Below are 26,730 nucleotides of genomic sequence, written 5' to 3' on the forward strand. Positions count from 1 at the left end.
TCACGGCGTCGGCCGGACCCGGGCCCGGCTCCGCAGCGCCGCGTACAGCAGCGCGCTCACCGCGAAGCCGACCACCGGGGTGATGTCGCCGAAGGCCGGGTGGTGCTTCGGCACCCAGCCCACGTAGTCCTCCTGGTTGGAGAAGAGCGGGACGGACACCGCCACACCGATCAACAGGGATGCGAGCCCCGGCCAGTTGGTGAAGGAGCGGTCGGTCAGCCGGGCGGCGAGTTCCGCGTCGGTCGCGGTACGGCGCTGCAGCCACCGCTCGACCAGGACCACGCCCAGCCAGGGCGCCACCCAGTACGCGATGACCAGCAGGAACGCCTCGTAGGCCGCGCCCGCGTCGTCCAGCGAGGCCCAGGCCGCCGCCGTACCGGCGATGCCCGACACCACGACCAGCGCGCTGCGGCTCAGCCAGGTGGGGAGCTTCAGGCCGAAGGAGGCGATGGAGATCGCCCCGGAGTACACGTTGAGGGCGTTCGCCGAGACCCCGCCGAGCATGATGGCGATCAGCACGAGGTCGCCGAGCCAGCCGGGGAGATGCCCGGTGAAGGCGGCCGTCGGGGTGGCGTCCTTGGGGGCGAGGATGGTGGCGGAGGCCGCTCCGATGACGGCGACGATCGACACGGACACGAACAGGCCGACGGCCGGCCAGAGCACCGTTTTCACCTTGTCCGCGGTGCGCGGCAGATAGCGCGAGTAGTCCGAGGCGTACGGGTTCCAGCCGGCCGCGTAGCCCCAGGCCGCGCTGAACGCGAGCAGGAAGCCGCCGACACCGCCGCCCGAGCCGCCCCCGCCGAGGTCGGCGTCCTTGAAGGTCCACACCCCGGCGAGCAGGAAGATCACCGCGAGCGCCGGGAACGCGTACTTCTCGAAGGTGTGCACGAAGTTGTGGCCGATGAAGCCGATCAGGATCTCGGCGACCACGACCAGGAGGAGGGAGGGCAGCGGGCGCAGCCCGGTGAGCGTGTTGAGGGCGAAGGCGGCGCTCACGCTGTTCACCGCGAACCAGCCGACGCCCGCGAGCAGTCCGTTGGCGGCGGAGGGCAGGATGTTGCCGCGGTGGCCGAAGGAGAAGCGGCCGATCACCATCTGGGGGACGCCGAACCGGGGGCCGTCGAGCGACAGCACGCCCTGGGTGACCGCGCCGAGCGCGGTGCCGAGCAGGATCGCGGCGGTGGCCGTCCAGAAGCCGAGGCCGAAGAAGAGGACCGCGATCACGCCGATGTAGACGGTCGCGAACTCGATGTTGGGGGACGCCCAGGTCCACAGGAGCTGGAGCGGGCCGCCGTGGCGTTCGGCTTCGGGGATCGGTTCCGAGCCCGCCGCCTCCACGGCGATGACCCGGTCACCGTATTCGGGTGCGCTACTGGTGGTGGTGGAACCGGCGGGAGCAGTCGTCATACGAGGTAAGTGTCGGGTTCGTTCCCGGTCCGGCCCAGAGGCGCACTGTCCGCTTCGGGCGGCTCACCGGCGTACAACCTGCACGCATGCGAGGAGTTCCGGAGGCGCGTGTCCTCCGGAAGTTCCTCGCGCGTACGGCTTCTGCGGCCGGGGTCAGCCGTTCTTGCAGGTGTTGCCGATCGCCGGGTTGAGCAGGCCGATCACGTTGACGGTGTTGCCGCACACGTTGATCGGGATGTTGATCGGCACCTGGACGACGTTGCCCGACAGGATGCCAGGGCTGTTGACGGCGACACCGTTGGCCTCGGCGCCGTTGTCGGCGTAGGCGGCGGTGGAGCCGGCGAGGGCGAGGACGGCGGTGACGGCGCCGGTGACGGCGAGGGAACGGATGCGCATGACTGCCTCCTGGGCGTCGGGGGGTCGCAACCCGTTCATCACAACCGCACACCACCGGGACCGCATGCGCTGCTGGGCCGATCGGCGCAACCGGCCCGGCGAGCGGGTGGCGCTTACGCGGCGAGACGCTCCGCGAGGGTCTTCGCCTTGGCCGCGGCCTCCTGGAGGGCGCGCTCCCGGGAGGCCTCGTACAGCGGGACGAGTTCGGCCATCGCCGGGTTCTGCGGGGCCATCGTCAACTCCGGCACGATGAAGTCGAGTTCCAGGCCGAGCCCGTCGCCGAGCGCCGCCGCCAGGTAGTTCTGCACGTACTCGAACGGCTCGCGCGGGGTGCCCGGCGCGTAGGAGCCGCCGCGGCTGGCGACGACGGTGACCGGGATGCCCTTGGCGGAGGGGTTCTCGCCCGCCGTGCGGCCGAACAGGATCACGTTGTCCAGCCACGCCTTGAGCGTCGAGGGGATCGTGAAGTTGTACATCGGGGCGCCGATGAGCACCGCGTCCGCCTGCTCCAGCTCCTCGATCAGCTTCACGCGGTCCGCGAAGGCCGCCGCCTGCTCGGGGGTGTGGGTGGCGGGGTCCGCGAAACCGGCGGTGTGGGAGGCCGCGGTGATGTGCGGCACCGGCTCCGCGGCGAGGTCGCGGTAGACCACCGTGCCGTCGGGGTGCTGTTCCTGCCAGGCCTTGCGGAAGGCGTCCGTGACCGTGCGGGAGGAGGAGGCGTCGCCCGGCAGGAGGGACGAGTCGATGTGCAGAAGGGTGGCCATGGGAATCTCCAGTAGCTGAGAATTAGTACTCAGCTATAGATAACATAGGTACTTACTTTTTTTCATCCCATTCCCTCCGGGGCTGTACCCTGATGGCATGGCGTTGGAGCAGGCCCATGACCCGGAACAGTGCAAAGCCGTCGACACCGGCATCACGCGCGTCTTCCAGGTGCTCGGCAAGCGCTGGAACGGCCCGATCCTGTCCGTCCTGATGGACCAGCCGACGCACTTCGCCAGCCTGCGCCGGGCCATCCCCGGCATCAGCGAGCGCATGCTCTCCGACCGCCTCACCGAACTCGGCGCCGCCGGCCTCGTCGTCCGCGAGGTCGACGAGGGCCCGCCGCTGCGCGTCTCCTACCGCCTCACCGCCGCCGGTGCCGCCCTCGAACCCTCGCTGAAGGAACTCGGCCAGTGGGCCACGCAGCACCTGCCGGGCGACTCGCCCTGCTAGCGCCCCGGCGTCCCCCAGTGGTCCCCGCGCAGATGCCTGCGCGGCAGCACGGCGGCGTCGGTCGTCCCGCTCGCGTCGGCCCCGCCTCGGCGGCCTCCCGTCACCCGGCGAACTCCGCGCAGGCGACACGGCCGGGCACCGGCTCAATGCCTGGAAACCGCCCCCGAGTTCACCTCCGTCGTCCCTGTCCCTGACAGCAGGAACCCCGACGGCCCGGTCGTCGTCGACCGGGCCGCCTGGGACGCCTTCGTCTCGTCGCTCCGACCGTCAGCCGCAGGCCGCCGCCTTGGTGTAGGACGCGTCCTTGTAGCCGATGCTCGTCGACTTGCGGACCTGGTAGCGGCCGTTGTTGAGGTTGATCTTGAACCAGACCTTGCGGGCGATGCCCTTGTAGTAGGCGACCTCGTAGTGGCCGCTGTAGTAGTCGTGGACGAGGCGGTTGTCGGCGCTGGAGAAGCTCTTCTTGCCGGCGATGCCGTCCACGGCGAGGTGGTAGTAGTCCTGGAACATCTTGGTCGCGGTCTTCGTCCCGGCGCCGAACCGGCAGTCGATGTCACGGGCGTTCAGGAATCCGTCGGCGAAGAGCACCGCCTGCCACAGGGCCGTCGCGCTGCTGTGGGCGTGCGAGGAGGTGCTGAGGGTGCCCTCGTCGCCCCAGTCGCCGGTGATCGGGCCGGAGCCCATCGTGATGTAGCCCTGGGACGTGCTCGCCGAGGCCGGTGCCGTACCGGCCGCCATCCCGCCCGCGAGGGCCGTCGCGAGGACGACGGCCGCGGTCCGCTTCCGAACGGACATGGTGTTCCCCCTTCGTGTCGGGCCGCCCCCGTGCCGGCCGGCCCTCGGTACACCGGGAACGTAGGGGCCGGGCCGGGGGCGGCGCGTCCCGTGGGGGTTTGAGTTCCGGGGACGGCTACAACCTCCGTCGTACTGCCGCGCACCACGCTCGGTTGACGCGGTGTCCTCAAGGGCAGACCAGGGGGCAACTTGCCGTACGGGGACGGGATTTGGCCATCCTGGGCATTCGGCCCGCCCTATGCTGACCGGGTTTGCGGGAGTCGGTGGCGCGGGAGGGATCGTGGCAGCTCTGGAGCCCGGTGACCCCCGCTCCGTCGGGGAGTACCAGCTGCTGAGGCGGCTGGGCGCGGGCGGGATGGGCCGGGTCTACCTGGGGCGTTCGCCGGGCGGCCGGGCCGTCGCGGTGAAGGTCGTGCACGCCGAACTGGTCGTGGGACAGCCCGAGTTCAGGTCCCGGTTCCGCCGTGAGGTGGCGGCCGCGCGCAAGGTCAGCGGTGCCTTCACCGCACCGGTGGTGGACGCCGATCCGGACGCGCCGCTGCCGTGGCTGGTCACCAGCTACATCGCGGGGCCGTCGCTCCAGGAGGCGGTGGCCGAGCGGGGGCCGCTGCCCGCGGACACCGTCCTGGGGCTCGCCGCCGGACTCGCCGAGGCGCTCACCTCGATCCACGCGGCCGGGCTGGTGCACCGGGACCTCAAGCCGTCGAACGTGCTGCTCGCCGAGGACGGGCCGCGGGTCATCGACTTCGGCATCGCCCGCAGCGTGGAGTCGGCCACCATCACCCGGGCCGGGCTCATGGTCGGCTCGCCCGGGTTCATGTCGCCGGAGCAGGTCGCGGGCGCCGAGGTGACCGGCGCGAGCGACGTGTTCGCGCTGGGCGCGGTGCTCGCGTTCGCGGCCACGGGCGGCAACCCCTTCGGGGCCGGGCCGACCCCCGCCCTGCTCTACCGGGTCGTCCACGACGAGCCGGACATCGGCGCCGTCACCGACCCGGCGCTCGCCGTGCTGGTCGCCGACTGCCTGGCCAAGGACCCGGCGCGGCGGCCCACTCCGAGGGAGATCCTGACGAGGATCGGCCCCGCGGCCGACGCCACCGCCTTCCTTCCCCGGCCCGCCGCCGACCCCCGGGCCGACATCCCGGCGCCCCCGGCCCCGCAGCCCCCGGCCCAGCGGCCCCCCGCCACCCGGCCGGTCACCCGGCTCGACGAACCGGTGCGGCACCCGGTGTCGTACGAGCCGGAGCGGCGGAGCCCGGGCACCAGCCGCCGTACCCTGCTGGTCTCCGGGGGAGCCCTCGCCGTCGCCGCGCTCGCGGCCGTACCGGTGGCTCATTACGTCAACCGGGGCGGGGGCGGGAAGTCGCCCTCGCACGCGGGTGGTTCGGTGTCCGTCCCCTCGCCGGTGGACGCCTGGCCGCTGGACGAGACCTCGGGCACGGTCGCCGCCGACGACAGCGGGCGGTACAACGGGACGGCCACCGCGGTCGGCTGGGGGCGGGGCAAGGACGGGGCAGCGCTGTTCGACGGCGCCACCAGCCAGATCGTGACCGGGGGACCGGTGCTCCGTACCGGCAGGGGGCGCGGCTTCACCGTATCCGCGTGGGTGGCGCTGAGCGGGGTGCCGTCGTCCTTCGCGACCGCCGTCAGCCAGGACGCCGGTGACGTCAGCGGCTTCTACCTCCAGTACGCGCCGGCCGAGAACCGCTGGGCGTTCGCCCGCCCCGGGCTGCGCGCCCTGTCGTACTCCGTCCCCGCGCCGGGGGTCTGGACCCACCTGGTCGGTGTCTACGAGGGCGGCCGCAACCAGCTGGCCCTGTACGTCGACGGCACCCAGGAGGCCGGTGTCAACGACACCAACCCCGTCGCCGCCGACGGCCCCCTGGTGATCGGCCGCGCCACCTCCGGCGGCGTGCCCTCCGACTGGTTCTCCGGCTCGGTCAAGCAGGTCCAGGTGTTCCAGCGGGCGCTGACCGCCGCCCAGGTCAGGGTGTTGCTGTAGGGGCCGGCGGCCGGTGTCAGTCGGTGCGCGGGTCGTCCGGCTTCAGGGACTTCAGGAACTCGGGGTTGTCGTCCGGCGCGACCCACCGCTCGCGCGGCTGCCGGCTGCGGCCCGCGACCAGCCAGGCCACCGGGCCGACCAGGACCTCCCCGAAGAGCAGGATGACGAAGACCCAGGCCAGCTTCGGCATCCCGCGGACCTCTTCCTCCGGGGTGTTCAGGCAGTCCACGAAGGCGTAGATCCACAGCGCGAGGACCAGCAGGATAGGCAGATACCTGAGCATGGCGGCCAGGGTAGCGGGTGGGTGGGGGCCGTGACCGGGGGCACGGGCATGATGGGTGCCTTCGGGCGGGAGGGGCGGCGGTGAGGATGCGCGGATGGTCCCGCAGGGGCCGGGCCGCGGCGGGTGTGGCGGTGGCCGGCCTGCTGGCGGGTGCCGGACTGGTGGCGGGCGAACTGGACTCGCCGGTGTTCGGCCTTGCGCAGGGCCCGCGGGCCGGGGACCCGGCGTGCGCGCGGCTCGCCGACCGCTATCCCGACCGCCTCGGCGGCGCCGACCGGGACCGGGTGACCTTCGCGGGACTCGCGGTGTGGGGTCACGGCGAGGTGGAGCTGCGCTGCGGGGTGAACCCGCCGGGCCCGACGACGGACGCCTGCGTCAGCGTGGACGGCGTGGACTGGGTGTGGCGGGAGCGGGCCGGGGACGGCGCCCGCAAGTTCCTGGTCACCTTCGGCCGCAGCCCGGCCGTGGAGGTCTCGGTGGCGGACTCCGTGACCGCCCTGGACGCGGTGCTGCTGGAGCTGAGCCACCTGGTGACGCCGATCGCGGCGGACGCCAAGTGCCTGGAGAGCGGCGGGAGTTAGTGCCGGGGTTAGTAGCGGGGCCAGGGCCGAGGGTCGGTCAGGACTTCGCGGCCCCGGCCCGCTCCGCGAGCAGCGGCCGGACGATGGCGCGGACCTCGGCCCCGGTCAGCCGGCTCAGGTACTTCGCGGCGATCTTCCCGTCACGGTCGATGAACAGGGTGTACGGCAGCGCCTGCGGCAGAAACCCCTTCGGGAACCGGACGAGCCGGCGGCTGCCGGGGTCGTGCAGGCTCGGGTAGATGAGCCCGTGCTCCCGCTGGAACGCCCGCCCGCTCTCCCGCCGGGCCTCCGTGTCCACGCCCAGCACCTGGACGCCCTGGGCCGCCAACTCCCGCTGCACCTTGGACAGTTCCGGCGCCTCGGCCCGGCAGGGGCCGCACCAGGACGCCCACACGTTCAGCACGACGACCTTGCCCCGGTACTCCGCGAGGCTGACCGCGGTCCCGTCCAGGCTGCTGCCCGACAGGTCGGGCGCCGCCTTCCGCTCGGCGACCGGCACCCGGGTCAGCGGGGAGACGGCGGAGCCGCCGGCCTCCTGCCGGGGCGCACAGGCGGCGAGCACGAGCAGCAGGGCGAGCAGCGGTATTCGGCGATGACCTCTCACGGCCGACGAGTATCGCAGGGGGCGGTGACCGGGGCCGGACCCCGGGTGGCCGATACTGGGACACATGGCTTACGACGATCTTCGCTCCCTGCTCAGGGCACTGGAGCGCGAGGGAGACCTCAAGCGTGTCAAGGCCGAGGTCGACCCGTATCTGGAGGTCGGGGAGATCGTCGACCGGGTCCAGAAGTCCGGCGGACCGGCGCTGCTCTTTGAGAACGTGAAGGGCTCCGCGATGCCCCTCGCGATGAACGTGTTCGGCACCGACCGGCGGCTGCTGAAGGCCCTCGGCCTGAAGTCGTACGGCGAGATCTCCGAGAAGATCGGCGGGCTGCTCCGCCCGGAGCTGCCGCACGGCTTCGTCGGGGTGCGCGAGGCGTTCGGCAAGCTCGGCGCGATGGCGCACGTACCGCCGAAGAAGGTGAAGTCCGGGGACGCCCCGGTGCAGGAGGTGGTCCTGACCGGCGACGACGTCGACCTCGACCAGCTCCCGGCGCTCTTCACCTGGCCGCAGGACGGCGGCTCCTTCTTCAACCTGGGCCTGACCCACACCAAGGACCCCGAGTCCGGCATCCGCAACCTGGGCCTGTACCGGCTCCAGCGCCACGACCGGCGCACCATCGGCATGCACTGGCAGATCCACAAGGACAGCCGCAACCACTACCAGGTGGCGGCCCGGCGCGGGGAACGCCTCCCGGTCGCGATCGCCTTCGGCTGCCCGCCCGCCGTGACCTACGCCTCCACGGCCCCGCTCCCCGGTGACATCGACGAGTACCTGTTCGCCGGGTTCATCGCGGGCAAGCGGACCGAGATGGTCGACTGCAAGACGGTCCCGCTCCAGGTCCCGGCGCAGGCCGAGGTCGTCCTGGAGGGCTGGCTGGAGCCGGGCGAGATGCTGCCCGAGGGCCCGTTCGGCGACCACACCGGCTTCTACACCCCGCAGGAGCCCTTCCCGGCCCTGAAGATCGACTGCGTGACGATGCGGAAGCGCCCGCTGCTCCAGTCGATCGTGGTCGGCCGCCCGCCGACGGAGGACGGCCCGCTCGGCCGCGCCACGGAACGCTTCTTCCTCCCGCTCCTGAAGATCATCGTCCCGGACATCGTGGACTACCACCTCCCCGAGTCCGGCGGCTTCCACAACTGCGCGATCGTCTCGATCGACAAGAAGTACCCGAAGCACGCGCAGAAGGTCATGCACGCGATCTGGGGGGCGCACATGATGTCGCTCACCAAGCTGATCGTGGTCGTCGACTCCGACTGCGACGTCCACGACCTGCACGAGGTCTCCTGGCGGGCCCTCGGCAACACCGACTACGCCCGTGACCTGAGCATCGTCGAAGGCCCGGTCGACCACCTCGACCACGCCTCCTACCAGCAGTTCTGGGGCGGCAAGGCGGGCATCGACGCGACGAAGAAGTGGCCCGAGGAGGGCTACACCCGGGACGGGGGCTGGCCGGACATGGTCCTGTCGGACCCGGATACGGCGGCCCTCGTGGACCGCCGCTGGAAGGAGTACGGCCTGTGAGCTCCGCCTCCGCAGCCCTCCCGCAGCCGGGACGGACGAAAGCCTTCCTGCGCCTGGTGATGATCGAGCACTCGGTCTTCGCGCTGCCCTTCGCGTACATCGCCGCGCTGACGGCGATGTTCGAGCTGGACCGGAACATCCACTGGGGGCGGCTGCTCCTGGTCACGATCTGCATGGTCGGCCTGCGCACCTTCGCCATGGCCGTCAACCGGATCATCGACCGCGAGATCGACGCCCGGAACCCGCGCACCGCCCACCGCGAGCTGGTCACCGGCGCGATGAGCGTGAAGCACGCCTGGACCGGCGCGCTGATCGCGGTCGCGGTCTTCCTGGGCTCGGCGGCGCTCCTGAACCCCCTCTGCCTGGCCCTGGCGCCGGTCGCCGTGATCCCGATGGTCGTCTACCCCTACGGCAAGCGGTTCACGAACTTCCCCCAGGCCATCCTCGGCCTCGCCCAGGCCATGGGCCCGATCGGCGGCTGGCTGGCGATCACCGGTGAGTGGTCCTGGGACGCGGTGATCCTCGGCCTCGCCGTCGGCATCTGGATCGGCGGCTTCGACCTGATCTACGCCTGCCAGGACGTGACCACCGACCGCGAGATCGGCGTCATGTCGGTCCCGGCCCGCTTCGGCATCCCGGCCGCGATCCGGGGGGCGCGGGTCTGCCACGCGATCGTCACGGCCCTGTTCGTCTGGTACGCGGTCGCCACCGACGCCGGCGCCTTCTTCTGGCTGGGCCTGGTGATCGTCGCCGGGGCCTTCCTCTACGAACACTCCATCGTCCGCCCGCACGACCTCTCCCGCCTCAACCGCGCGTTCTTCAGCGTCAACGGCTTCATCGGCATTGCCCTGTTCGTGTGCGCGCTGCTGGATCTTCTGGTTCGGGGTCTGAGCGTCTGAGTACGGTGCGGCCTACCATCGAGGACAGGACACCAGGGAGGCCACCGTGACCGTCTCGGACCTTGACCGCCTGCACTCGCAGCTCAGCCGGTTCGAGGACATGTTCCCCGGCTATCACATGGAGATTGTCGAGGGCAATGTCGTGATGAGTCCGGTCAAGCCACACCATGCGGAGACCATCCGACTGGTGTGGAATGCCCTCCGTGAGCAGGTGGCCGAGGAGTGGGGCTTCACCAGCGACGTCGCCTTCCCCTTCGACGAGGACAACGAGTTCTGCCCCGACCTGGCGATCATCCCGGCCGCGGAGGTGTCGAAGAACGAGGGCGCCTACCCGCCCGATCTCATCGAGCTGGTGGTCGAGGTCGTGTCCAAGGGCAGCATCCGCCGGGACTACGAGGTCAAATCGCGCTGGTACGCCTCGCGCGGTATCGCCAACTACCTGATTTTCGACCCCCTCCAGGGGCATGTCGTCACACTCTGGAACCCTGGCCCCGACGGCTATGCGGGCCGGGACACCCTTCCCTACGGCCCCGAACTGATCGTCGCCTCGACCCTCGGCAAGCTCGCCCTGTCCACCTCCGGTCTTCCCGTCGACCCGAAGGCGCCCGACCGATCCTGAGCCCTCCCACCCGCACCGGTACGCTCAAGATGTGAACGCAGGAGAATCGCAGCGCGTGCCTTGGATCGTGGGGGTGTCCGGGGCGTCCGGAACGCCGTATGCCGCCGCTGTGCTGCGTGCGCTGCTCGACGCGGGGGAGAGCGTCGACCTGGTGGTCTCCCGGGCCTCGCGGCTGACCCTGCTGGACGAGACCGGCATCTCCTTCCGGGACGCCCACTGGCGGGACGACCTGGGGGAATGGCTGGCGCGGGGCGCCGACGGCAAGCCGGGGACCTTCGAGGCGGACCTGGCGCGGGTGCGGTACTGGAACGCGGGGGACCTGGCCGCCGGGCCGTCCTCCGGGTCGTACCGGACCAAGGGCATGCTGATCGTGCCGGCGTCCACCGCCGCCGTCGCCGGGGTCGCGCTCGGACTCTCCAAGGACCTGCTCCAGCGGGCGGCCAGTGTCACCCTGAAGGAGCGCCGGCCGCTCGTGGTGGCCGTCCGCGAGACCCCGCTGGGCGGGCAGACCCTGCGCCACCTGGTCACCCTGGACGACCTGGGGGCGGTCGTCGTCCCCACCTCCCCGGCGTTCTACGCGGGAGCCACGCACATCCAGGACCTGGTGGACTTCGTCGCCGGGCGGGTGCTGGACGCGGCGGGCGTCGGGCACCGGCTCTACCGCCGCTGGGAAGGGGACCTCGGCGGCGGCAGCAAGTAGCAGTACCTCTGCAGTACCTCTCATCTACTTCGGGATTTTTCAGCGGAAGGCTTCGATCGCATGGACGCCGTGGACAGGCAGCTCATCCAGGCCCTGAGGGAGAACGGCCGGGCCTCGTACGCGGAGCTGGGGCGCCTCGTCGGACTGTCGGGACCCAGCGTCACCGACCGCATCAACCGGCTGGAGGCGGCCGGCGTCATCACCGGCTACCGCGCCACCGTCGACGCGGCCTCGCTCGGCCTCGGTGTCATCGCCCTCATCGGCATCTCGCTCTCCGACGCCGCCGACCACGAGGACGTGGCGCAGCGGCTGCGGGACCTGCCGGAGATCGAGGACTGCTGGTTCATCGCCGGCGACGACTCCTTCATGCTCAAGGTGCGCTCGACGGACGTCGACGGCCTGGAGAAGACCATCCGGCGGCTCTCCGGCACGAAGGGCGTCTCCCGGACCCGTACCACGATCGTGCTGTCCACGAAGTGGGAGAACCGGGTGGGGGAACTTCCGGAAGAGGCGTAGGCCCGAAGGGCCGTATGGGGGCACCGCCCGCCCGAAGGGCGGGGGAGTAATCTCGGTCAGGCTGTCGTAGAAAGGGTGAGGCATGGACGTCGGGCTCAAGCGTGAGCTGGAGGAGAAGGTCCGCTCCGGTGAGCGGCTGTCCCGCGAGGACGGCATCGCGCTGTACGAGTCGGACGACCTGGCCTGGCTGGGCGGCCTCGCCCACGAGGTGCGCACGCGCAAGAACGGCGACGTCGTCCACTTCAACGTCAACCGCCACCTCAACATGACGAACGTGTGCACCGCGTCCTGCGCGTACTGCTCGTTCCAGCGCAAGCCGGGCGAGAAGGACGCGTACACGATGCGCATCGAGGAGGCGGTGAAGCTCGCCAAGGCGATGGAGGGCGAGAACCTCACCGAGCTGCACATCGTCAACGGCCTGCACCCGAACCTGCCGTGGCGCTACTACCCGCGGTCGCTGCGGGAGCTGAAGGCGGCCCTCCCGAACGTCTCCCTGAAGGCCTTCACGGCCACCGAGATCCACCACTTCGAGACGATCTCCGGGCTGTCCGCCTCCGAGATCCTCGACGAGCTGATCGACGCGGGTCTGGAGTCCCTGACCGGCGGCGGCGCGGAGATCTTCGACTGGGAGGTCCGCCAGCACATCGTGGACCACCGCACCCACTGGGAGGACTGGTCCCGGATCCACCGCCTGGCGCACGAGAAGGGCCTCAAGACGCCCTGCACGATGCTCTACGGCCACATCGAGGAGCCCCGCCACCGCGTCGACCACGTCCTGCGCCTGCGTGAGCTCCAGGACGAGACCAACGGCTTCCAGGTCTTCATCCCGCTGCGCTACCAGCACGACTTCGTGGACATGAAGGACGGCAAGGTCCGCAACCGCCTCCAGGCCCGCACCCAGATGGCGACCGGCGCGGAGGCCCTGAAGACCTTCGCGGTCTCCCGGCTTCTGTTCGACAACGTCCCGCACGTCAAGGTCTTCTGGGTCATGCACGGCGTCCAGACCGCCCAGCTGGCCCTCCAGCACGGCGCCGACGACATGGACGGCTCGGTCGTCGAGTACAAGATCACCCACGACGCGGACAACTACGGCACGCCGAACAAGCTGACCCGCGAGGACCTGCTGGACCTGATCCGCGACGCCGGCTTCCGCCCGGTGGAGCGCAACACCCGGTACGAGATCATCCGCGAGTACGAGGGTTCGGACCCGGAGCGTCGCGAGTCGCCTCAGCCGATGCGGGTGTGAGGCGGGGGCCGACGGTGCGTGTTCGGGTGCGGGTGCGTCGTGGCTTGTCGCGCAGTTCCCCGCGCCACTAAAAGCAAAAGAAGGGGCGCTGCGGTGCGCCCCTTTGGGGGCGCGGGGAACTGCGCGATCAGCCCCCACGCACCCGCACCCGACAACGCACCCCGGTCCGCATGGCGAATAGTCCTCGCACGACCCTCCGTGTAATAGATACCATCCGGCCATGTCCCTTACCTTCACCCTCGATCCCGCCGTCACCCCCGCCCTCCGCGACGGTGTCCTCACCCTGTGGACGGACGTGTCGAACGCCGGCGGTGCCGTCGGGTTCGTCGCGCCGGTGACGGCGGAGGTGATCCGGCCGGAGCTGGTGAAGCACATGGCCGCCATGGCTGAGGGGCGTATCCGGCTGCTCGTCGGGACCGACGAGTCGGGTGACGTCGCCGCCACCGCGTTCTTCTCCTTCAACACCCATCGCCTGATGAAGCACTGGGTGTGGCTGTACACGGTGATGGTGCACCCGAGCCACCAGGGCCGGGGCTACGGGCGGGACCTGCTCGCGGCCGCCGCCGACGAGGCCCGCCGCTTCGACGGGATAGACGCGATACGGCTCACCTGCCGCGGCGGCCACGGCCTGGAGCACTTCTACGGATCCTGCGGCTACAAGGAGGTCGGCCGCGTCCCCGCCGCGATCCGGGTCGCGCCCGGCGACGACCGCGACGACATCACCATGCTGCTCCCGCTGGACTGAACGGACCCCGGTGCAAGATCGGTCCCACCCCGTGCTTCACTGGACGGTGCCCTTTTTCGTCATCGGAAGACTGGATTGAGATGCTCCGCTACACGCTGATGCGCCTCGGTATCTTCGCGGGCTGTCTCCTCGTCGTCTGGGGCCTCGTCTACGCCGGCGCGTTCCCGCGTGGCTTCGGCGACTCCAACTTCCTGTGGGTCCTGCTGCTCTCCCTCGTCCTGTCGGCACCCATCAGCTTCATCGTGCTGCGCAAGGAGCGGGACCGCGCCTCGGTCAAGGTCTCGCAGCGGGTCGACCGGATGAAGGCCAACATCGAGGCCAACCGCAGCCAGGAGGACGAGGCCGTCGACGAGGCGACGCAGGCGCAGGGTCAGGCCCAGACCTCCTCCTGAGCGGCGCCCGAGCCTCCGGGCCCAACTAGGCTTGGTCTCCATGGGGACCGTGAAGACCAAGCGGATGCCGCGCGCGGTACGGGAGCAGCAGATGCTCGACGCCGCCGTACGGACCTTCGGCCAGCGCGGCTACATGTCCGCGTCGATGGACGAGATCGCCGAACTCGCCGGTGTCTCCAAGCCGTTGGTGTATCTGTACCTCAACTCCAAGGACGACCTGTTCACGGCGTGCATCCGCCGTGAGGCGAAGGCGCTGACCGAGGCGGTGCGGGCCGGTGTGCACCGCGAGCTGCCCGCCGACCGGCAGCTCTGGGACGGGCTGCGGGCCTTCTTCACCCACACCGGCGAGCACCCCGACGGCTGGTCGGTGCTGCATCTGCAGGCACGGACGCACGGCGAGCGGTTCGCCTCCGAGGTCGCGGCGATGCGCACCGAGATCGTGGAGTTCGTGACCCAGCTCATCGTCGTCGCCGCACGGGAGGCGCACCGCGATCCCGACCTGGCGGAGGGTGAGGTGGCGGGCCTCGCCGAGGCCCTGGTCGGCGCCGCCGAGTCCCTCGCCACCTGGGCCAACGCCACCCCCGGTGTCACCGCGCACCAGGCGGCGGCGACCCTGATGAACTTCTCCTGGGCGGGGCTCGGCAACCTGATGGAGGGCCGTGCCTGGTCGCCGTCGCACCCGTCCCGGTCCGTCAGCGCGGGTCCCAGGACGTCGTCGGCCGGATAGCCGTCACCTCGTCCAGGAAGGCCGCCGCCCGCGCGGACGTCCGCGGCCGCAGCCACGTGGTGGCCTCCGCGCAGACCGTGATCTCCACGCCCGTCCCGGCCAGCACCAGCGGCAGCGTCCGCAGCACCGACGAGGGCATGCTGACCAGCTCCGCGGCCACCGGGCCGCGCAACAGCTCCAGTTCCAGGGGCAGTTCGGGACGTACGATCTCCAGCTCGCCGTACTCGGCGAGCAGCCGCAGCTTGTCGGGGTCCTCACGGCGGTGCGCGTAGTAGCGCTCGACGTTGCGCTGGTGGGCGATGGACGTCACCTCCTCCACGTAGCGTTCCGTCCCGATCAGACCGGTCTCGGCGAGCGAGCTGCCGATCATGTCGGTGCCGGGCCGTACCTGCGGCGGGCCGAAGCGGTCCCGGGCCCAGGTGTAGGCGTTGCCGGAGGCTTCGGCGCCGGGTGGCAGCCGCAGCCTCTCCGACAGGCAGGAGAAGACCTCCAGCCGCCGTCCGTCGCCGGGGGTCAGCCGGCGGCCGGTACGGGCCGCCGCGTGCGAGGCCCGGCCGCGGTGGTGCCAGCGGACCAGCGGGCGGCCGGCGAGCAGCGCACGGGACAGCTCCAGCGTGGCCGTGCCGTCGTCGACGAGGACCAGGTCACGGGCGGGGGAGAGCGGGAGCAGCCGCTGGATCACGCCCGAGAACGGGTCGCCCAGGACGAGCCGGTCGGCCGTCGCCAGCCTCGGCCCGAGCGCCGTGACCGCCCGCGCGAAACCGACGGGCACGCGGCGGATGTCGTAGTGGCCGACGGCCAGCCCCTCCGCCTCCGCCAGCTCCGCCGTCACCCGGAGCTGGTGCCGGGTGACGGCGTCCCGGGGCAGCAGCACCGCGACCTCGCAGAGCGCCGGGTCCGGTGCCCCGCCGCGTTCGCCGAGCGCCCACTCCAGCAGGTTCAGCAGCTGGGCGGGGGACTCGACGAGCGCGAGGGTGCGGCTCATGAGACACCGGCCAGGGCGGCGGTGTTCACACGGCACCCCAGCGGCGCAGGGCGGGCGCGAGCCGCTGGTGACCGACGCGGTACAGCTTCTTGGCCCCCCGCCGGGCGACCCGTCGTACCGCCTTCTTCATGCGCCCCGTACCGGCGGTGCCCAGCGGCGCGGGCAGCGGGCGGCCCTCCTCGTCGAAGCCGTTGTGGCGGAGGATGGTGCCGAGGTAGATACCGGCGGACTGCGCCGTGTAGTAGGGGCGCAGCGGGGGCAGCGGGCCGGCGGCACGCAGCGCGGCGACGCGGGCCCGGGCCGCCGCGTACGGGTCGCTCTTGCCGATGCCCTGGGCCGCCGCCCACTCCGGGTCGGGCTGCGGGAGCGCGCCCGCGTCGATGTCGTCCCAGGAGGCGAGGCAGCCCGAGTGCACGAAGTAGTGGTTGCCGTGGGCCTCACGGACACCGAAGTCGGTGAGGATCGCGGTGGGTATCCGCCGGTGCATCGACTCCAGGGCGGCCGTCGAACTCACCGTGACCAGCAGGTCGGTACGGTCCAGTACCTCGCCCATGTTGCCGTAGGCGAGCTGGAGGTTGGCCGGGGCGGGTTCGGCGAGGGAGTCGACCAGGTGCTGGTAGGGGTCGGCCTCGACGTGGGTGGTCTGCTCGCCGGGCAGGCTGCGCAGCTTCACCAGCACCTGCCGCTCCGGGTGCAGCCGGGCGTGCGCGCCGGCGCGCTCCAGGAGGCCGAGCCGGGACGGCCGGTCCTTGGGCACGGAGGGCTGGACCGCGAAGGTGACGGTGAACGGCCGGTCGGCGGACGGCCGGTAGGGCGCGCCGGAGAGGAACGGCAGGGCGCACTCGACGACCGAGCCGGGGTCGACGTCCACGCTCTCGAAGACGGACCGGAAACGCCGGTGGTCGTGGCCGGAGTTGGCGAGCACCAGATCCGTGCCGGCCCGGGTCAGCAGACCGTCGACCATCTTCTCGTAGACCACGCCGACGTACCCGCTGACCGTGACCGGCCGGTGCTCCCGGCCCGCCCAGGCGCGTCCCAGGCTGTGGACGAGCGCCAGCACGGTGCCGCCGGCCACGGCCAGCACCACCAGGTCGGCGTCGGCCAGTTCCGCGTCGTCGACCAGCCCGGCGGCGGGAATCTCGCGCCGGGTGTCGGGCACGATGCCGATCTCGGCGAGCTGTCGTTCGGTGGGGGTGGACCGGGAGCTCAGGAAGTACGCGTCGAGTGCGTGCTCGGGGGCGAGTTGCCGGGCCACCGACGCCCCCCATTTCCAGCGGGTGTCCGAGTCGGCGAGTACTGCGACGCGTCTGGGAGGCATGCTCAGTGCCTTTCGTGCAGTGGATCAGAAAGTGAGCAGAGGTTAAGAACGCTGTCTAAGCGCAGCATTAGGGAATTCTTTATGCCGTCTTGGACGAGCTTGGAATCCCGTATGGAACCGACCTCGGCCGCCTTCTCCACCTGCGGGTTCGCGAGGCGATGACAGGTGCCTCACAGAAAGGCGAAACACATTCTTTGTACAGCGTTGGCAGAGATTCAGGAGATCCTTGGGGCTACGCTGCCCTCCACATGGATCCGATCTCCGCTCCGCAATTGAAAGCGGCCGCCCTCGGCCGCGTATTCGACCGTCCCCGGCAACGGCACCGGCGCCCGGAACTCCGCCCGCACGGTCGCCGCCGTCGGCACCCCGTGCGCCGCGAGACAGCGGGCCGCGGTCCACATCCCGTGCGCGATCGCCCGCGGGAACCCGAACAGCCGGGCGGTGAACGGGTACAGATGAATCGGATTCCGGTCCCCGGACGCCGCCCCGTACCGCCGCCCCACGTCCCCGGCGAGGTGCCACTCGGCGACGACGGGCAGCGGCCCGCCCGGCGCCTCCCGGGGCGTCTCCGCGGCCCCCGGGCTCCCGTGCCGCGCCAGATAGGTGCTCCGCGACTCCCACACCACCTCCCCGCCGGCCCGCATCCCGGTGACGACCGTCGCCTCCGTGCCCCGCCGGTGCGGACTCAGCTTCTCGATGTGCACCGCCAGCTCGTACGTCCCGTCCCCGGGCAGCTCCGCCCGCCGCTCGATCTCGACCGACGTGTGCACCAGCCCCAGCAACGGCAACGGGAACTCCCGCGCGCTCATCAGCCGCATCGCCAGCGGAAACCCCAGCACATGCGGATACGTCACGGGCAGCCCGTCGTCACCGGTCCCGAACCCGCAGACACGCTCATAGGCGGCGAGTTTCCGGAGATCTGGGCGCAGTCCGGGCAGCACGAGCCGGGCACGAGGGAAATCGGCATCGGCCGCAGGCCTCTTGAAGGGCGACCGCAGAGCGCCGAGGGCGAGCAGGGGCCCGAGAGAGGGGGCGTTGGTGAGGACAATCACGGGCTTCGCCTTTCACTACCGTCTGTGGAAACGCCCTGCTTTTGTCTTCAGGGGCGCGGGGCTGTGTCCGATATGCGGCTACCGCCGCGTGGGCGCGACCAGCCCCCACCCACCCGCACACGACCGAACAACCGCTACGCCCCCAACAGGCTCTGTCCACACACCCGCACGACCTGCCCGTTCACCGCCCCCGACCCCGGCTCCGCCAGCCACCCCACCGTCTCCGCGACATCCCCCGGCACCCCACCCTGCGCCAGCGAGTTCATCCGCCGCCCCGCCTCCCGGATGAACAGCGGAACCGCGGCGGTCATCCGCGTCTCGACGAACCCGGGCGCGACCGCGTTCACCGTCACCCCGTACTCGGCGAGCGCCCGCGGCGCCAGGCTCCGCACCAGCCCGACGATCCCCGCCTTGCTCGCCGCATAGTTCGTCTGCCCCGCGTTGCCCGCGATCCCGGCGATGGACGCGGTGGCCACGATCCGCCCGCCCGCGTTCAGCGCCCCCCGCTCCAGCAGCGCGTCCGTCGTGCGCAGCACGCTCCCGAGGTTCACCTCCAGCACCGGACTCCACCGCTCGGCGGGCATGTTGACCAGCCGACGGTCCCGGGTGATCCCCGCGTTGTGGACGAGCACGTCCAGCCCGTCCGGCAGCGCGTCGGCGATCCGCGCCCCCGCGTCGACCGCCGTGATGTCGAGCGCCAGCGCGCTCCCGCCGAGCCGTTCGGCCAGCGCCCGGGCGTCCGCCTCCGCCGCCGGTACGTCGAGTACGACGACCCGTGCCCCGTCCCGCGCCAGCGTCTCGGCGACGGCCGCGCCGATCCCGCGCGCGGCCCCGGTGACCAGCGCGGTGCGCCCCGCGAGCGGGCGCCGCGGGTCGTCGGGTGCGGCGAAGGCGCCCGCGTCGACCTCGATCACCTGTCCGCTGACGTAGGCGGAGCGGGGCGAGAGCAGGAACCGCAGGGTGGACTCGGCGGCCGTGGCGTCGGTCAGCCGCAGGAGGTTCACCGTCCTGCCGCGTCCGATCTCCTTGCCCAGGGACCGGGTGAACCCTTCCAGCGCCTGCTGGGCGGCGCTCTGGTGGTGGTCGGCGGGGTCGAGCGGCGCGCCCAGCACCACCACCCGGCCGCTCGTGGCGACGGACCGTACGACGGGGTGCAGGGCCGCGTGCACCTCGGCCAGCGCGTCGGTGTCCCGCACCCCGGTGGCGTCCAGGACGACGGCGACGGGGGTGCCCGAGTCGTCGGCCGGCAGCCCCGTGCGGGCGAGGACCGGGGCCAGGTCGAGAGTGGTCTTGCCCGCGGTGAGCTGCAGCAACTCCCCGTCCAGGGAAGGCGCTTGCGAGGGCCGTAGCAGCCGGGCCGGCTGGGGCAGCCCGAGCCGCCGGGTGAGGAAGCGGCCCGGTGCGGTGGCGGTGAAGCCCAGATAGCGGTCCGTCATGTTCGTCCCCTGGATGGCCCGATTTCTGACTCTGGAGTAAGGTTACCGTAGGTAAGTCTATGTCACAGCTGTCAAGAGCCGTCAGTCGTGCCAAATGTGAGAGACCCTCACGTAACCTCCGGGAATGCACAGGCCCGGCCCCGGACCATCCCGGAAAACGCACAACCCCGCCACAGCAGGCCCGTACGCTCTCCTGTCTAACCGCCGGTAACCCCTTTCTGAGGCCCGGCGCCGGTGAACGCCTCGGTGCGCGAGGCGCGTACGACATGCAGCAAGCAGTTCACCCGCTGCACGCCCGAGGAGCCGCCCCGTGTCCACTTCCTCTTTCCAGCACGCCGCCCCCGTCTCCTCCGGTGTCGCGATCCAGGCCACGGACTACGACGGGAAGCCGATCCTGGTCGAGCCCCAGGTGCAGCGGCTGGACGGCGCGGTACGGGAGGCGTACGTACCGCCGTTCGCGCCGCCGGTGCGGCACGGCTCGCTCGCCGACCTGCCGTTCGAGAACGCGGAGCGGGCCCCGGGCGCGGTGGTGCTCAGCCGCAAGCCGGCCGACGGCGAGGGCCGTTGGGAGCACGTGACGGCCGACCAGTTCGCCGCGCAGGTGCAGGCGGTGGCCAAGGGGCTGATCGCGGAGGGGCTGATGCCGGGCGACCGGATCGCCGTCATGGCCCGGACGACGTACGAGTGGACGCTCCTCGACTTCGGCGCCTGGGCGGCCGGCCTGGTGACCGTCCCGGTCTACCCGACCTCGTCGGTCTTCCAGACCCGCTGGATCCTGCACGACTCCGGCGCGGTCGCGCTGGTCACGGAGCATGCCGCCCAGGCCGCCGCGCTCGGCCCGGAACTCGACCGGCTGCCCGACCTGCGGCACCTGTGGGTGATGGAGAAGGGGCACGTGGACCGGCTCGCGGAGGCCGGCGAGCACGTCAACGACGCCGAAGTGGGCGTCCGGCGGGGCATGCTGGGCCCCGACACCCTCGCCACCCTGATCTACACCTCGGGCACCACCGGCCGCCCCAAGGGCTGCGCCCTCTCGCACGGCAACTTCTTCGCCGAGGTCGACAACGCGATCGAACTCCTCTACCCGATCTTCAAGGCGCGCAACGACGAGGAGGTCTCCATCCTCCTCTTCCTGCCCATGTCCCATGTCTTCGGCCGGATGGTGGCGATCGCCTGCATCCGCGCCGGGGTCCGCCTCGGCCACGCCCCGAGCCTCAAGGCCGAGGACCTGCTCCCGGACCTCGCCGCCTTCAGACCGACCTGCCTGCTCACCATCCCGTACATGCTGGAGAAGGTCTTCAACACCGCCCGGGCGAAGGCGGAGGCGGGCGGCCGGGTCTCCGCCTTCGACCGGGCCACGAGCATCGCCCAGCGGTACGGCGAGGCCCTGGAGGCCAAGCAGACCGGCACCGGCGGCGGCCCCGGCCGCGCCCTGAAGACCGCCCGCACCTTCTACGACCCGCTGGTATACCGCCGTATCCGCACCGCCATGGGCGGCAAGGTCCGCCACATCATCTGCGGCGGCTCCCCGCTGGGCCGCCGGCTCGCCGCGTTCTACGCCGGGGCCGGCATCGAGATCTACGAGGGCTACGGCCTGACCGAGACCACCGCCGCCAGCACCTGCACCCCGCCCCTCAAGCCCCGCCTCGGCACGGTGGGCTGGCCGATGCCCGGCACCAAGGTCCGGATCGCGGCCGACGGGGAGATCCTGGTCGCCGGCGACCACGTGCTGCGCGGCTACTGGGACCCGGCGGCCGGCGGGGTCGTCCCGGCGACCCGCGACGGCTGGCTCGCCACCGGAGACATAGGCGAGTTGGACGACGAGGGCTACCTCACCATCACCGGCCGCAAGAAGGAGATGCTGATCACGGCCGGCGGCAAGTCCGTGGCCCCCGCCCCGCTGGAGAACTGGCTGCGCTCGCACCCCCTCATCTCCCAGGTGATGCTGGTCGGCGACGGACTGCCGTACGTCAGCGCCCTGATCACCCTCGACCGGGACGGCCTCACCCACTGGCGGCAGATGCACGGCAAGCACCCCGTGCCGCCGGAACTCCTGCTGGACGACGCCGAGTTGCGCGCCATCCTCCAGCGGGCGGTGGACGAGGCGAACAAGCTGGTCTCCCGCCCCGAGTCCATCCGCCGCTTCGCCATGCTCCCCGTCGACTTCACCGAGGAGGCGGGCCACCTCACCCCCTCGATGAAGCTGCGCCGGGAGGCGGTCATGAAGGACTTCGCGGCGGAGATCGAGGGCCTCTACGCGAAGGAGAAGTAGTCGAGCCTGTCGAAGTCCTCGAACAGGCCCGGGTGGGACGGTTCCCAGCCGAGGACGCGACGGGTGGTGGAGGTCGACACGGGTGTGTTGTTCACGATCACCCGCGACATGAACGGGCCGAAGTGCGACGGGAGTTCGGCCGCCGGCACACTCCGCACCGGCAGCCCAAGGCCGTCGCCGATGTGCTGGGCGATCTCGCGCACCGGGATGCCCTCGTCCCCGGCCGGGTGCCACCGGGTGCCCGGCGGTGCCTTCTCCAGCGCCAGCCGGAAGACCCGGGCGACATCGAGGGTGTGGCCGGCGGGCCAGCGGTTCGCGCCGTCGCCGGGGTAGCCGGCGAAGCCGTTCCTGCGCGCCGTGGCGATCAGCATCCGGGCGAAGCCCGCCCGGTCCAGGGCGCTGTGGGTGATGGGCGGGATCCGGACCACCGAGGACCGCACGTCCCGCTCCGCCAGCCGCAGCACGGCGATCTCCACGTCCCCCCGGCCGCCGCCCTCCGCGCTCGGGGCGACGGGGTCCTCCTCGGTGAGGATCCGCTCGCGCGACTCCCCGGCCACGCCCGAGGCCCAGACCAGCGGCTTGCAGCTGCCCGCGAGCGCGTCGCCGAGCGCCCGCAGGGCCGTCCACTCCGCGGTGAGCGCGTCGCCCCAGCCGCCGGCGAACGCCTCCTCGTGCTTGAAGGCCAGATGGATCACCCCGTCGGCGTCCGCGGCCGCCGCCGCCAGCCCGCCCGGGTCGTCGAGGTCGCCGCGGAGCGCGGTCGCGCCGAGCCCGGTCACGGCCGCGGCGGACGCGTCCGAGCGGGCGAGGCCGGTGACCTGGTGCCCGGCGGCGAGGAGATCGGAGACGACGGCCGAGCCGATGTGGCCGGACGCGCCGGTGACGAACACACGCATGGAAACTCCCCAAAGTGATGCGACTTCGTCCCGTCACTCCGACCCTAACACCATGACGGGACCAAGTCCCGTCAGTGATGGGATACGGTCCCGTCGCCTAGGATGTGGGCCATGGCCCGATGGGAACCGAACGCGCCGGACCGGCTGGTGCGCGCCGCGCTCGCCCTCTTCGTCGAGCGCGGGTACGACGCCACGACGGTCGCCGAGATCGCGGACCGCGCCGGTCTGACCAAGAGCACGTTCTTCCGGCACTTCGCCGACAAGCGCGAGGTGCTGTTCGGCGGGCAGGGCGAGATGGCCGACCGCGTCGCCGACGCGATCCGCGACGCCCCGCCCGGGACCACGGTCGTCGGCTGCCTCGCCGTCGCCCTGGACGCGGTCGCCGACAACTTCACCGAGGAGCGCCGCGAACTCGCCCTACAGCGACGCCTGGTGATCGACGCCCACAGCGAACTCCAGGAGCGCGAACTCCTCAAGGCCGCCCGCGTCCGCACCGCCGTCACCCAAGCCCTGCGCGACCGCGGCGCGCCCGACGCCACCGCCCGCCTCGCCACCGAGATGGGCCTCCTCGCCCTCACCGCCTCCTACCACCACTGGGCAGAGGCGACAGACGGCCGCCCCTACCCCGAAATCGCCCACGCGGCCCTGCGCGACCTGCAGGAACGGGCGACGGAGCTGGGGGCCGAGCGAGTCGAGGCGGGGGCGTCGAAGACGGAACCGGGGCCTGGGGAGGCCGAGCGCTGAGTCAGGCGGCCGGTCGTATTCCCGGAACCCCACGCGGTTCCCGGCCCGGACCTCAGACCGTGGCCGTGGCCAGCAGGAACGCCTGCGGGCTGGTCTCCTCCAGGTCGGCGTCCGGCTGCCGCACCGTGGCGGAGTACAGGGTGAAGCCGGCCTCCGCCAGCAGCTCTGTCATGTGTTCGGGCCGACGCCGTTCGAAGTCCAGGGTCACCGGGTGCCCCCAGGGCTGCGCGTGCCTGCGCGCCACGTCCCCCACCTGGAACGCCAGGAGCAGTCGGCCGCCGGGCGCCAGTACCCTCCTGAACTCCGCGAACAGCGACGGCAGCCGGTCGGCCGGGGTGTGGATGGAGGAGTACCAGCACAGCACCCCGTCCAGCGCTCCGTCCGCCACCTCCAGCTCCAGCATCGAGCCCTGGACGAAGCGCAGGCCGGGGTTCTCGCGGCGGGCGATCGCCAGCATCGACTCGGACAGGTCGAGGCCGAAGACCGACAGGCCCAGCGCGGCCAGCCGGCCGGACACCCGGCCGGGACCGCAGCCGAGGTCGGCCACCTCGGCGCCGGAGCCGACGAGTTCGGCGAACACGTCCAACACGGCCCTCTCCACGGGCCTGTTGGCGAACTCGGAGCGGAAGCGGTCTGCGTAGTCTTCGGCGATCGCGTCGTAGAACGTACGGGTGGCGGTGAGGAAGTCGGCGGTCATGCCGCGGACCCTAACGGCCGCCACTGACAGACAGCGCGAGCTCGGCCCACACCGTCCTGCCGACGTCCCGCCCCGTGACTCCCCGGGTACGGGCCGGCAACGACACGAGCACCGACCCACGCCCCCCGTCCGCCTCCGGAAGTGGACGGCGGTGAGCGCGGACCCCATCAGTGTGCAGAGCGCCCAGGCTTCTCCTGCCTCCCGCAACGTGTCCAGCAGCAGGAGGGCGCCCTCGATCACACCCCGCGAGTTCTGCGCAGCACCAGCGGGCTCACCATTGCCGCCAGTCGTAGATCCGGCACGATCTGTCATACGGTCCGGATCGGTCTCGCGATGCCGGCCGGTGCACGGCCCTTGACTTCACAAGACCCCCGCGGGACCTTCCCTCACCAATCCTCATGTTCCCGTCAGGTCTGGAGGGATCGGTCATGTCGGTGCGTGCGAGACCCACCCGGAGACAGGTGCTGGGCACCACGGCCGCGACGGGGCTCGCCCTCGCGGCCGATGCGCGGGGCGTCGCCTCAGGCGCCGATCTGCCCGTGCTCGGCACGTACGACGTCGTGGTCGTCGGCGCGGGGGCCGCCGGAATGACCGCCGCACTCACCGCCGCCGCGCGGGGGCTCAGCTGCGTGGTGGTGGAGAAGGCGGCGACCTTCGGCGGCTCGGCGGCGCGATCCGGCGCCGGGATCTGGATCCCCAACAACTCCGTCATCCTGGCCGCCGGGGTGCCCGACACCCCGGCCAAGGCGGCCGCCTACCTCGCGGCGGTGGTCGGCACCGACGTCCCCGCCGCCCGGCAGCAGGCCTTCCTCGCCCACGGCCCGGCCATGCTGACGCAGGTCATGGCGGCCAGCCCGCTGCGCTTCCGCTGGATGGAGGGGTACAGCGACTACTACCCCGAACTGCCCGGCGGCCTCCCCAACGGCCGCTCCATCGAACCCGACCAGCTCGACGGCAACCTGCTCGGCACCGAACTGGCCCACCTCAACCCGCCGTACCTCCAGGTCCCGTCCGGGATGGTGGTGTTCAGCGCCGACTACAAGTGGCTGGCGCTGGCTGCCGTCAGCGTCAAGGGCGCTGCCGTCGCCACCGAGTGCCTGGCCCGCGGGACCCGGGCCGCGCTGCTCGGACAGACCCCGCTCACCATGGGGCAGTCGCTGGCGGCCGGGCTGCGCAAGGGGCTGCTGGACGCCGGGGTGCCGGTGTGGCTGAACACCCCGCTGACCGGCCTCTACCAGGAGAGCGGGGTGGTGACCGGGGCGGTGGTGACGCAGGGCGGCGCCGCCGGGCTGGTGCGGGCCCGGCGCGGGGTGGTCGTCGGGTCCGGCGGCTTCGAGCACAACGCGGCCATGCGGGCGACGTACCAGCGGCAGCCGGTCGGCACGGACTGGACCGTCGGCGCGAAGGAGAACACCGGGGACGGGATCCGGGCGGGGGCGGCGGCCGGCGGCGCGCTCGCGCTGATGGACGACGCCTGGTGGGGGCCGGCCATTCCGCTCCCCGGCGACCCGTACTTCTGCCTGGCTGAGCGCACCCTCCCCGGCGGCCTGATGATCAACGCGGCGGGTCGCCGGTTCGTCGACGAGGCCGCTCCCTACAGCGACGTCGTCCACGTCATGTACGACCGCGACCCGACCGACCCCGACATCCCGGCGTGGCTGATCGTCGACCAGAACTACCGCAACCGGTACCTGTTCCGGGACGTGGCCCCGACCTTCGTGCTCCCCGCCGCCTGGTACACCTCCGGCGCCGCGTTCAAGGCCTGGACCTGGGACGCCCTCGCCGCCGCCGTCGGCGTCCCGGCTGCCGCCCTGCGCACCACCGTCGACCGTTTCAACTCCCTTGCGGTGAGCGGCAAGGACACCGACTTCAAGCGCGGCGACAGTGCCTACGACCACTACTACACGGACCCGTCCGTCCTCCCGAACTCCTGCCTGGCACCCCTGTGGCTTCCGCCGTTCTACGCCTTCCGGATCGTGCCGGGCGACCTGGGCACGAAGGGCGGCTTGGTGACCGACGCACGGGCGCGGGTGCTGCGGGCCGACGGGTCCGCGATCAACGGGCTCTACGCGGCCGGGAACGCGAGTGCCGCGGTGATGGGGCACAGCTATGCGGGCGCCGGGTCGACCATCGGCCCCGCCATGACGTTCGGGTACATCGCGGCGATGGATCTCGCCGGCGCGCTCCCGGCATGACCCGTCACCCCGCCACCGGTTCGGCCCCGGGGCGGCGGGCCGCCGGCAGGAAGGCCTGCGGGCTCGTCTCCCCGAGCGCCTCGTCCGGTTCGCCGACTGCCGTGGAGCGGAGGGCGAAGCCCGCCTCCCTCAGCAGGTCCGCCCTCCGCTCCGGCCGCCGCCGCAGGAAGTCCGGCGTCACCGGATGCCCCACGGCTCCTCCAGCCGCCGGGCCACGTCCCCCACCGGGCCGAACACGGACAGGCCCCTGGCCAACAGGGGTCTCTCCAAGGGCCTGTTGACGAGTTCCGCGCGGAAGCGGTCGGCGTATTCGTCGGCGATCGCGTCGTAGAACCTACGCGTGGCGGTGATGAAGCCGGCGGTCATGCCCGGGGACCCTGACGGGCAGCACTGACAGCGGCGCCCCTGATCTTGTAAGGGCGCGAGGAACTACGCGACCAGCACCCACGCCGCCGCAGCCGAACAGCGACGCATCTCGCCCCCCTCTTC

The 26,730-nt window shown here is 71.8% G+C and carries 29 protein-coding genes and 1 pseudogene; 16 read left to right on the forward strand and 14 right to left on the reverse strand.

What is annotated here, in order from left to right; translation table 11 throughout:
• The 3 genes from ACIPSJ_RS09110 to ACIPSJ_RS09120 all read right to left on the reverse strand — a co-directional run bounded on the left by ACIPSJ_RS09110 (position 1) and on the right by ACIPSJ_RS09120 (position 2,567).
• The gene (locus ACIPSJ_RS09110; RefSeq protein ID WP_401344746.1) at positions 1–1,407 is read right to left on the reverse strand and encodes a purine-cytosine permease family protein; all 1,407 of its coding nucleotides are present in this window, start codon (positions 1,405–1,407) and stop codon (positions 1–3) included.
• A gap of 153 nt (positions 1,408–1,560) precedes the next feature.
• Positions 1,561–1,803, reverse strand: coding sequence for a chaplin (locus tag ACIPSJ_RS09115; RefSeq protein ID WP_355709794.1), 243 nt, complete (start codon positions 1,801–1,803; stop codon positions 1,561–1,563).
• Positions 1,804–1,916: 113 nt separating this feature from the next.
• Positions 1,917–2,567: an NAD(P)H-dependent oxidoreductase gene (locus tag ACIPSJ_RS09120; RefSeq protein WP_359210093.1), complete on the reverse strand. Its 651-nt coding sequence runs from the start codon at positions 2,565–2,567 to the stop codon at positions 1,917–1,919.
• A gap of 97 nt (positions 2,568–2,664) precedes the next feature.
• On the opposite strand from ACIPSJ_RS09120, the gene ACIPSJ_RS09125 reads away from it, so the two are divergent.
• Entirely contained in the window at positions 2,665–3,018 is a 354-nt protein-coding gene (locus tag ACIPSJ_RS09125; protein ID WP_359210096.1) for a helix-turn-helix domain-containing protein, read from the forward strand.
• Between the two features lie 150 nt (positions 3,019–3,168).
• A pseudogene (locus tag ACIPSJ_RS09130) lies at positions 3,169–3,270 on the forward strand (DUF397 domain-containing protein); the annotation flags it as partial.
• A gap of 15 nt (positions 3,271–3,285) precedes the next feature.
• On the opposite strand, the gene ACIPSJ_RS09135 reads toward ACIPSJ_RS09130, so the two are convergent.
• Positions 3,286–3,813, reverse strand: a complete 528-nt coding sequence (locus ACIPSJ_RS09135) for a peptidoglycan-binding protein (RefSeq protein WP_355709787.1) — start codon at positions 3,811–3,813, stop codon at positions 3,286–3,288.
• Positions 3,814–4,093: 280 nt separating this feature from the next.
• On the opposite strand from ACIPSJ_RS09135, the gene ACIPSJ_RS09140 reads away from it, so the two are divergent.
• On the forward strand, positions 4,094–5,812 hold the full coding sequence (locus ACIPSJ_RS09140) for a LamG-like jellyroll fold domain-containing protein (protein WP_401344749.1): 1,719 nt from the start codon (positions 4,094–4,096) through the stop codon (positions 5,810–5,812).
• A 16-nt stretch (positions 5,813–5,828) separates the two neighbouring features.
• Here the strand turns inward: ACIPSJ_RS09140 and ACIPSJ_RS09145 are convergent, their stop codons facing one another.
• Complete coding sequence (locus ACIPSJ_RS09145) at positions 5,829–6,095, reverse strand: PLD nuclease N-terminal domain-containing protein (RefSeq protein ID WP_401344751.1); 267 nt, start codon at positions 6,093–6,095, stop codon at positions 5,829–5,831.
• A gap of 86 nt (positions 6,096–6,181) precedes the next feature.
• Between ACIPSJ_RS09145 and ACIPSJ_RS09150 the strand changes: the two genes are divergently transcribed.
• Positions 6,182–6,676: a DUF3515 family protein gene (locus ACIPSJ_RS09150; protein ID WP_401344753.1), complete on the forward strand. Its 495-nt coding sequence runs from the start codon at positions 6,182–6,184 to the stop codon at positions 6,674–6,676.
• Positions 6,677–6,713: 37 nt separating this feature from the next.
• Here the strand turns inward: ACIPSJ_RS09150 and ACIPSJ_RS09155 are convergent, their stop codons facing one another.
• Entirely contained in the window at positions 6,714–7,280 is a 567-nt protein-coding gene (locus ACIPSJ_RS09155) for a TlpA family protein disulfide reductase (RefSeq protein WP_401344755.1), read from the reverse strand.
• A gap of 64 nt (positions 7,281–7,344) precedes the next feature.
• Between ACIPSJ_RS09155 and ACIPSJ_RS09160 the strand changes: the two genes are divergently transcribed.
• The 9 genes from ACIPSJ_RS09160 (at position 7,345) to ACIPSJ_RS09200 (ending at position 14,646) form a co-directional block, all read left to right on the forward strand.
• Positions 7,345–8,802, forward strand: coding sequence for a menaquinone biosynthesis decarboxylase (locus ACIPSJ_RS09160; RefSeq protein WP_359210112.1), 1,458 nt, complete (start codon positions 7,345–7,347; stop codon positions 8,800–8,802).
• Positions 8,799–9,701 (forward strand): menaquinone biosynthesis prenyltransferase MqnP, encoded by a 903-nt coding sequence (gene mqnP, locus ACIPSJ_RS09165; protein WP_401344758.1) that lies wholly within the window; start codon positions 8,799–8,801, stop codon positions 9,699–9,701. The genes ACIPSJ_RS09160 and mqnP overlap by 4 nt, the downstream gene beginning before the upstream one ends.
• Positions 9,702–9,747: 46 nt before the next feature.
• The gene (locus ACIPSJ_RS09170; RefSeq protein ID WP_401344760.1) at positions 9,748–10,320 is read left to right on the forward strand and encodes a Uma2 family endonuclease; all 573 of its coding nucleotides are present in this window, start codon (positions 9,748–9,750) and stop codon (positions 10,318–10,320) included.
• A 55-nt stretch (positions 10,321–10,375) separates the two neighbouring features.
• A complete protein-coding gene (locus ACIPSJ_RS09175; protein WP_359210121.1) occupies positions 10,376–11,020 on the forward strand; it encodes a UbiX family flavin prenyltransferase in 645 nt (214 codons plus the stop codon).
• 60 nt (positions 11,021–11,080) lie between these two features.
• Positions 11,081–11,536, forward strand: a complete 456-nt coding sequence (locus ACIPSJ_RS09180) for an Lrp/AsnC family transcriptional regulator (RefSeq protein WP_359210124.1) — start codon at positions 11,081–11,083, stop codon at positions 11,534–11,536.
• Between the two features lie 82 nt (positions 11,537–11,618).
• Positions 11,619–12,782, forward strand: coding sequence for an aminofutalosine synthase MqnE (mqnE, locus tag ACIPSJ_RS09185; RefSeq protein ID WP_355709767.1), 1,164 nt, complete (start codon positions 11,619–11,621; stop codon positions 12,780–12,782).
• 220 nt (positions 12,783–13,002) lie between these two features.
• On the forward strand, positions 13,003–13,527 hold the full coding sequence (locus tag ACIPSJ_RS09190; protein WP_401344762.1) for a GNAT family N-acetyltransferase: 525 nt from the start codon (positions 13,003–13,005) through the stop codon (positions 13,525–13,527).
• Between the two features lie 80 nt (positions 13,528–13,607).
• The gene (locus ACIPSJ_RS09195; RefSeq protein ID WP_355709763.1) at positions 13,608–13,919 is read left to right on the forward strand and encodes a DUF4229 domain-containing protein; all 312 of its coding nucleotides are present in this window, start codon (positions 13,608–13,610) and stop codon (positions 13,917–13,919) included.
• 40 nt (positions 13,920–13,959) lie between these two features.
• Positions 13,960–14,646: a TetR/AcrR family transcriptional regulator gene (locus ACIPSJ_RS09200; protein WP_359210135.1), complete on the forward strand. Its 687-nt coding sequence runs from the start codon at positions 13,960–13,962 to the stop codon at positions 14,644–14,646.
• Here the strand turns inward: ACIPSJ_RS09200 and ACIPSJ_RS09205 are convergent.
• The 4 genes from ACIPSJ_RS09205 to ACIPSJ_RS09220 form a co-directional block, all read right to left on the reverse strand.
• On the reverse strand, positions 14,612–15,631 hold the full coding sequence (locus tag ACIPSJ_RS09205; RefSeq protein ID WP_401344765.1) for a hypothetical protein: 1,020 nt from the start codon (positions 15,629–15,631) through the stop codon (positions 14,612–14,614). The genes ACIPSJ_RS09200 and ACIPSJ_RS09205 overlap by 35 nt on opposite strands.
• A 25-nt stretch (positions 15,632–15,656) precedes the next feature.
• On the reverse strand, positions 15,657–16,949 hold the full coding sequence (locus ACIPSJ_RS09210) for a DUF6716 putative glycosyltransferase (protein ID WP_401344767.1): 1,293 nt from the start codon (positions 16,947–16,949) through the stop codon (positions 15,657–15,659).
• Positions 16,950–17,164: 215 nt separating this feature from the next.
• Entirely contained in the window at positions 17,165–18,001 is an 837-nt protein-coding gene (locus ACIPSJ_RS09215; RefSeq protein WP_401344769.1) for a MaoC/PaaZ C-terminal domain-containing protein, read from the reverse strand.
• Positions 18,002–18,135: 134 nt separating this feature from the next.
• Positions 18,136–19,437, reverse strand: a complete 1,302-nt coding sequence (locus ACIPSJ_RS09220; protein ID WP_401344771.1) for a 3-oxoacyl-ACP reductase — start codon at positions 19,435–19,437, stop codon at positions 18,136–18,138.
• Between the two features lie 361 nt (positions 19,438–19,798).
• On the opposite strand from ACIPSJ_RS09220, the gene ACIPSJ_RS09225 reads away from it, so the two are divergent.
• Positions 19,799–21,709 (forward strand): AMP-dependent synthetase/ligase, encoded by a 1,911-nt coding sequence (locus ACIPSJ_RS09225; RefSeq protein ID WP_401346194.1) that lies wholly within the window; start codon positions 19,799–19,801, stop codon positions 21,707–21,709.
• Here the strand turns inward: ACIPSJ_RS09225 and ACIPSJ_RS09230 are convergent.
• Positions 21,691–22,605 (reverse strand): SDR family oxidoreductase, encoded by a 915-nt coding sequence (locus ACIPSJ_RS09230; protein WP_359210148.1) that lies wholly within the window; start codon positions 22,603–22,605, stop codon positions 21,691–21,693. The two genes, ACIPSJ_RS09225 and ACIPSJ_RS09230, sit on opposite strands and share 19 nt — an antisense overlap.
• A gap of 111 nt (positions 22,606–22,716) precedes the next feature.
• On the opposite strand from ACIPSJ_RS09230, the gene ACIPSJ_RS09235 reads away from it, so the two are divergent.
• Complete coding sequence (locus ACIPSJ_RS09235; protein WP_401344773.1) at positions 22,717–23,349, forward strand: TetR/AcrR family transcriptional regulator; 633 nt, start codon at positions 22,717–22,719, stop codon at positions 23,347–23,349.
• A gap of 52 nt (positions 23,350–23,401) precedes the next feature.
• On the opposite strand, the gene ACIPSJ_RS09240 is transcribed toward ACIPSJ_RS09235, so the two are convergent.
• A complete protein-coding gene (locus ACIPSJ_RS09240) occupies positions 23,402–24,046 on the reverse strand; it encodes a class I SAM-dependent DNA methyltransferase (RefSeq protein WP_401344775.1) in 645 nt (214 codons plus the stop codon).
• Positions 24,047–24,474: 428 nt separating this feature from the next.
• On the opposite strand from ACIPSJ_RS09240, the gene kstD reads away from it, so the two are divergent.
• Complete coding sequence (kstD, locus tag ACIPSJ_RS09245) at positions 24,475–26,241, forward strand: 3-oxosteroid 1-dehydrogenase (protein WP_401344776.1); 1,767 nt, start codon at positions 24,475–24,477, stop codon at positions 26,239–26,241.
• 4 nt (positions 26,242–26,245) lie between these two features.
• Here kstD and ACIPSJ_RS09250 read toward each other — a convergent pair whose 3' ends face one another.
• Together ACIPSJ_RS09250 and ACIPSJ_RS09255 are read right to left on the reverse strand one after the other, a co-directional pair.
• The gene (locus tag ACIPSJ_RS09250; RefSeq protein ID WP_359210160.1) at positions 26,246–26,422 is read right to left on the reverse strand and encodes a hypothetical protein; all 177 of its coding nucleotides are present in this window, start codon (positions 26,420–26,422) and stop codon (positions 26,246–26,248) included.
• Entirely contained in the window at positions 26,419–26,607 is a 189-nt protein-coding gene (locus ACIPSJ_RS09255) for a hypothetical protein (protein ID WP_401344779.1), read from the reverse strand. The genes ACIPSJ_RS09250 and ACIPSJ_RS09255 overlap by 4 nt, the downstream gene beginning before the upstream one ends.
• Positions 26,608–26,730: the final 123 nt, after the last annotated feature.

The sequence above is a fragment of the Streptomyces sp. NPDC090088 genome (assembly GCF_044747345.1).
Taxonomy (GTDB): Bacteria; Actinomycetota; Actinomycetes; order Streptomycetales; family Streptomycetaceae; genus Streptomyces.

What these genes read in the sequence shown, in the direction of transcription:
- ACIPSJ_RS09110 (WP_401344746.1), bottom strand. Translation starts at nt 1,407, where the DNA reads ATGACGACTGCTCCCGCCGGTTCCACCACCACCAGTAGCGCACCCGAA.
- ACIPSJ_RS09115 (WP_355709794.1), bottom strand. Translation starts at nt 1,803, where the DNA reads ATGCGCATCCGTTCCCTCGCCGTCACCGGCGCCGTCACCGCCGTCCTC.
- ACIPSJ_RS09120 (WP_359210093.1), bottom strand. Translation starts at nt 2,567, where the DNA reads ATGGCCACCCTTCTGCACATCGACTCGTCCCTCCTGCCGGGCGACGCC.
- ACIPSJ_RS09125 (WP_359210096.1), top strand. Translation starts at nt 2,665, where the DNA reads ATGGCGTTGGAGCAGGCCCATGACCCGGAACAGTGCAAAGCCGTCGAC.
- ACIPSJ_RS09135 (WP_355709787.1), bottom strand. Translation starts at nt 3,813, where the DNA reads ATGTCCGTTCGGAAGCGGACCGCGGCCGTCGTCCTCGCGACGGCCCTC.
- ACIPSJ_RS09145 (WP_401344751.1), bottom strand. Translation starts at nt 6,095, where the DNA reads ATGCTCAGGTATCTGCCTATCCTGCTGGTCCTCGCGCTGTGGATCTAC.
- ACIPSJ_RS09150 (WP_401344753.1), top strand. Translation starts at nt 6,182, where the DNA reads ATGCGCGGATGGTCCCGCAGGGGCCGGGCCGCGGCGGGTGTGGCGGTG.
- ACIPSJ_RS09160 (WP_359210112.1), top strand. Translation starts at nt 7,345, where the DNA reads ATGGCTTACGACGATCTTCGCTCCCTGCTCAGGGCACTGGAGCGCGAG.
- ACIPSJ_RS09180 (WP_359210124.1), top strand. Translation starts at nt 11,081, where the DNA reads ATGGACGCCGTGGACAGGCAGCTCATCCAGGCCCTGAGGGAGAACGGC.
- mqnE (WP_355709767.1), top strand. Translation starts at nt 11,619, where the DNA reads ATGGACGTCGGGCTCAAGCGTGAGCTGGAGGAGAAGGTCCGCTCCGGT.
- ACIPSJ_RS09190 (WP_401344762.1), top strand. Translation starts at nt 13,003, where the DNA reads ATGTCCCTTACCTTCACCCTCGATCCCGCCGTCACCCCCGCCCTCCGC.
- ACIPSJ_RS09195 (WP_355709763.1), top strand. Translation starts at nt 13,608, where the DNA reads ATGCTCCGCTACACGCTGATGCGCCTCGGTATCTTCGCGGGCTGTCTC.
- ACIPSJ_RS09200 (WP_359210135.1), top strand. Translation starts at nt 13,960, where the DNA reads ATGGGGACCGTGAAGACCAAGCGGATGCCGCGCGCGGTACGGGAGCAG.
- ACIPSJ_RS09205 (WP_401344765.1), bottom strand. Translation starts at nt 15,631, where the DNA reads ATGAGCCGCACCCTCGCGCTCGTCGAGTCCCCCGCCCAGCTGCTGAAC.
- ACIPSJ_RS09210 (WP_401344767.1), bottom strand. Translation starts at nt 16,949, where the DNA reads ATGCCTCCCAGACGCGTCGCAGTACTCGCCGACTCGGACACCCGCTGG.
- ACIPSJ_RS09220 (WP_401344771.1), bottom strand. Translation starts at nt 19,437, where the DNA reads ATGACGGACCGCTATCTGGGCTTCACCGCCACCGCACCGGGCCGCTTC.
- ACIPSJ_RS09230 (WP_359210148.1), bottom strand. Translation starts at nt 22,605, where the DNA reads ATGCGTGTGTTCGTCACCGGCGCGTCCGGCCACATCGGCTCGGCCGTC.
- ACIPSJ_RS09235 (WP_401344773.1), top strand. Translation starts at nt 22,717, where the DNA reads ATGGCCCGATGGGAACCGAACGCGCCGGACCGGCTGGTGCGCGCCGCG.
- ACIPSJ_RS09240 (WP_401344775.1), bottom strand. Translation starts at nt 24,046, where the DNA reads ATGACCGCCGACTTCCTCACCGCCACCCGTACGTTCTACGACGCGATC.
- kstD (WP_401344776.1), top strand. Translation starts at nt 24,475, where the DNA reads ATGTCGGTGCGTGCGAGACCCACCCGGAGACAGGTGCTGGGCACCACG.
- ACIPSJ_RS09255 (WP_401344779.1), bottom strand. Translation starts at nt 26,607, where the DNA reads ATGACCGCCGGCTTCATCACCGCCACGCGTAGGTTCTACGACGCGATC.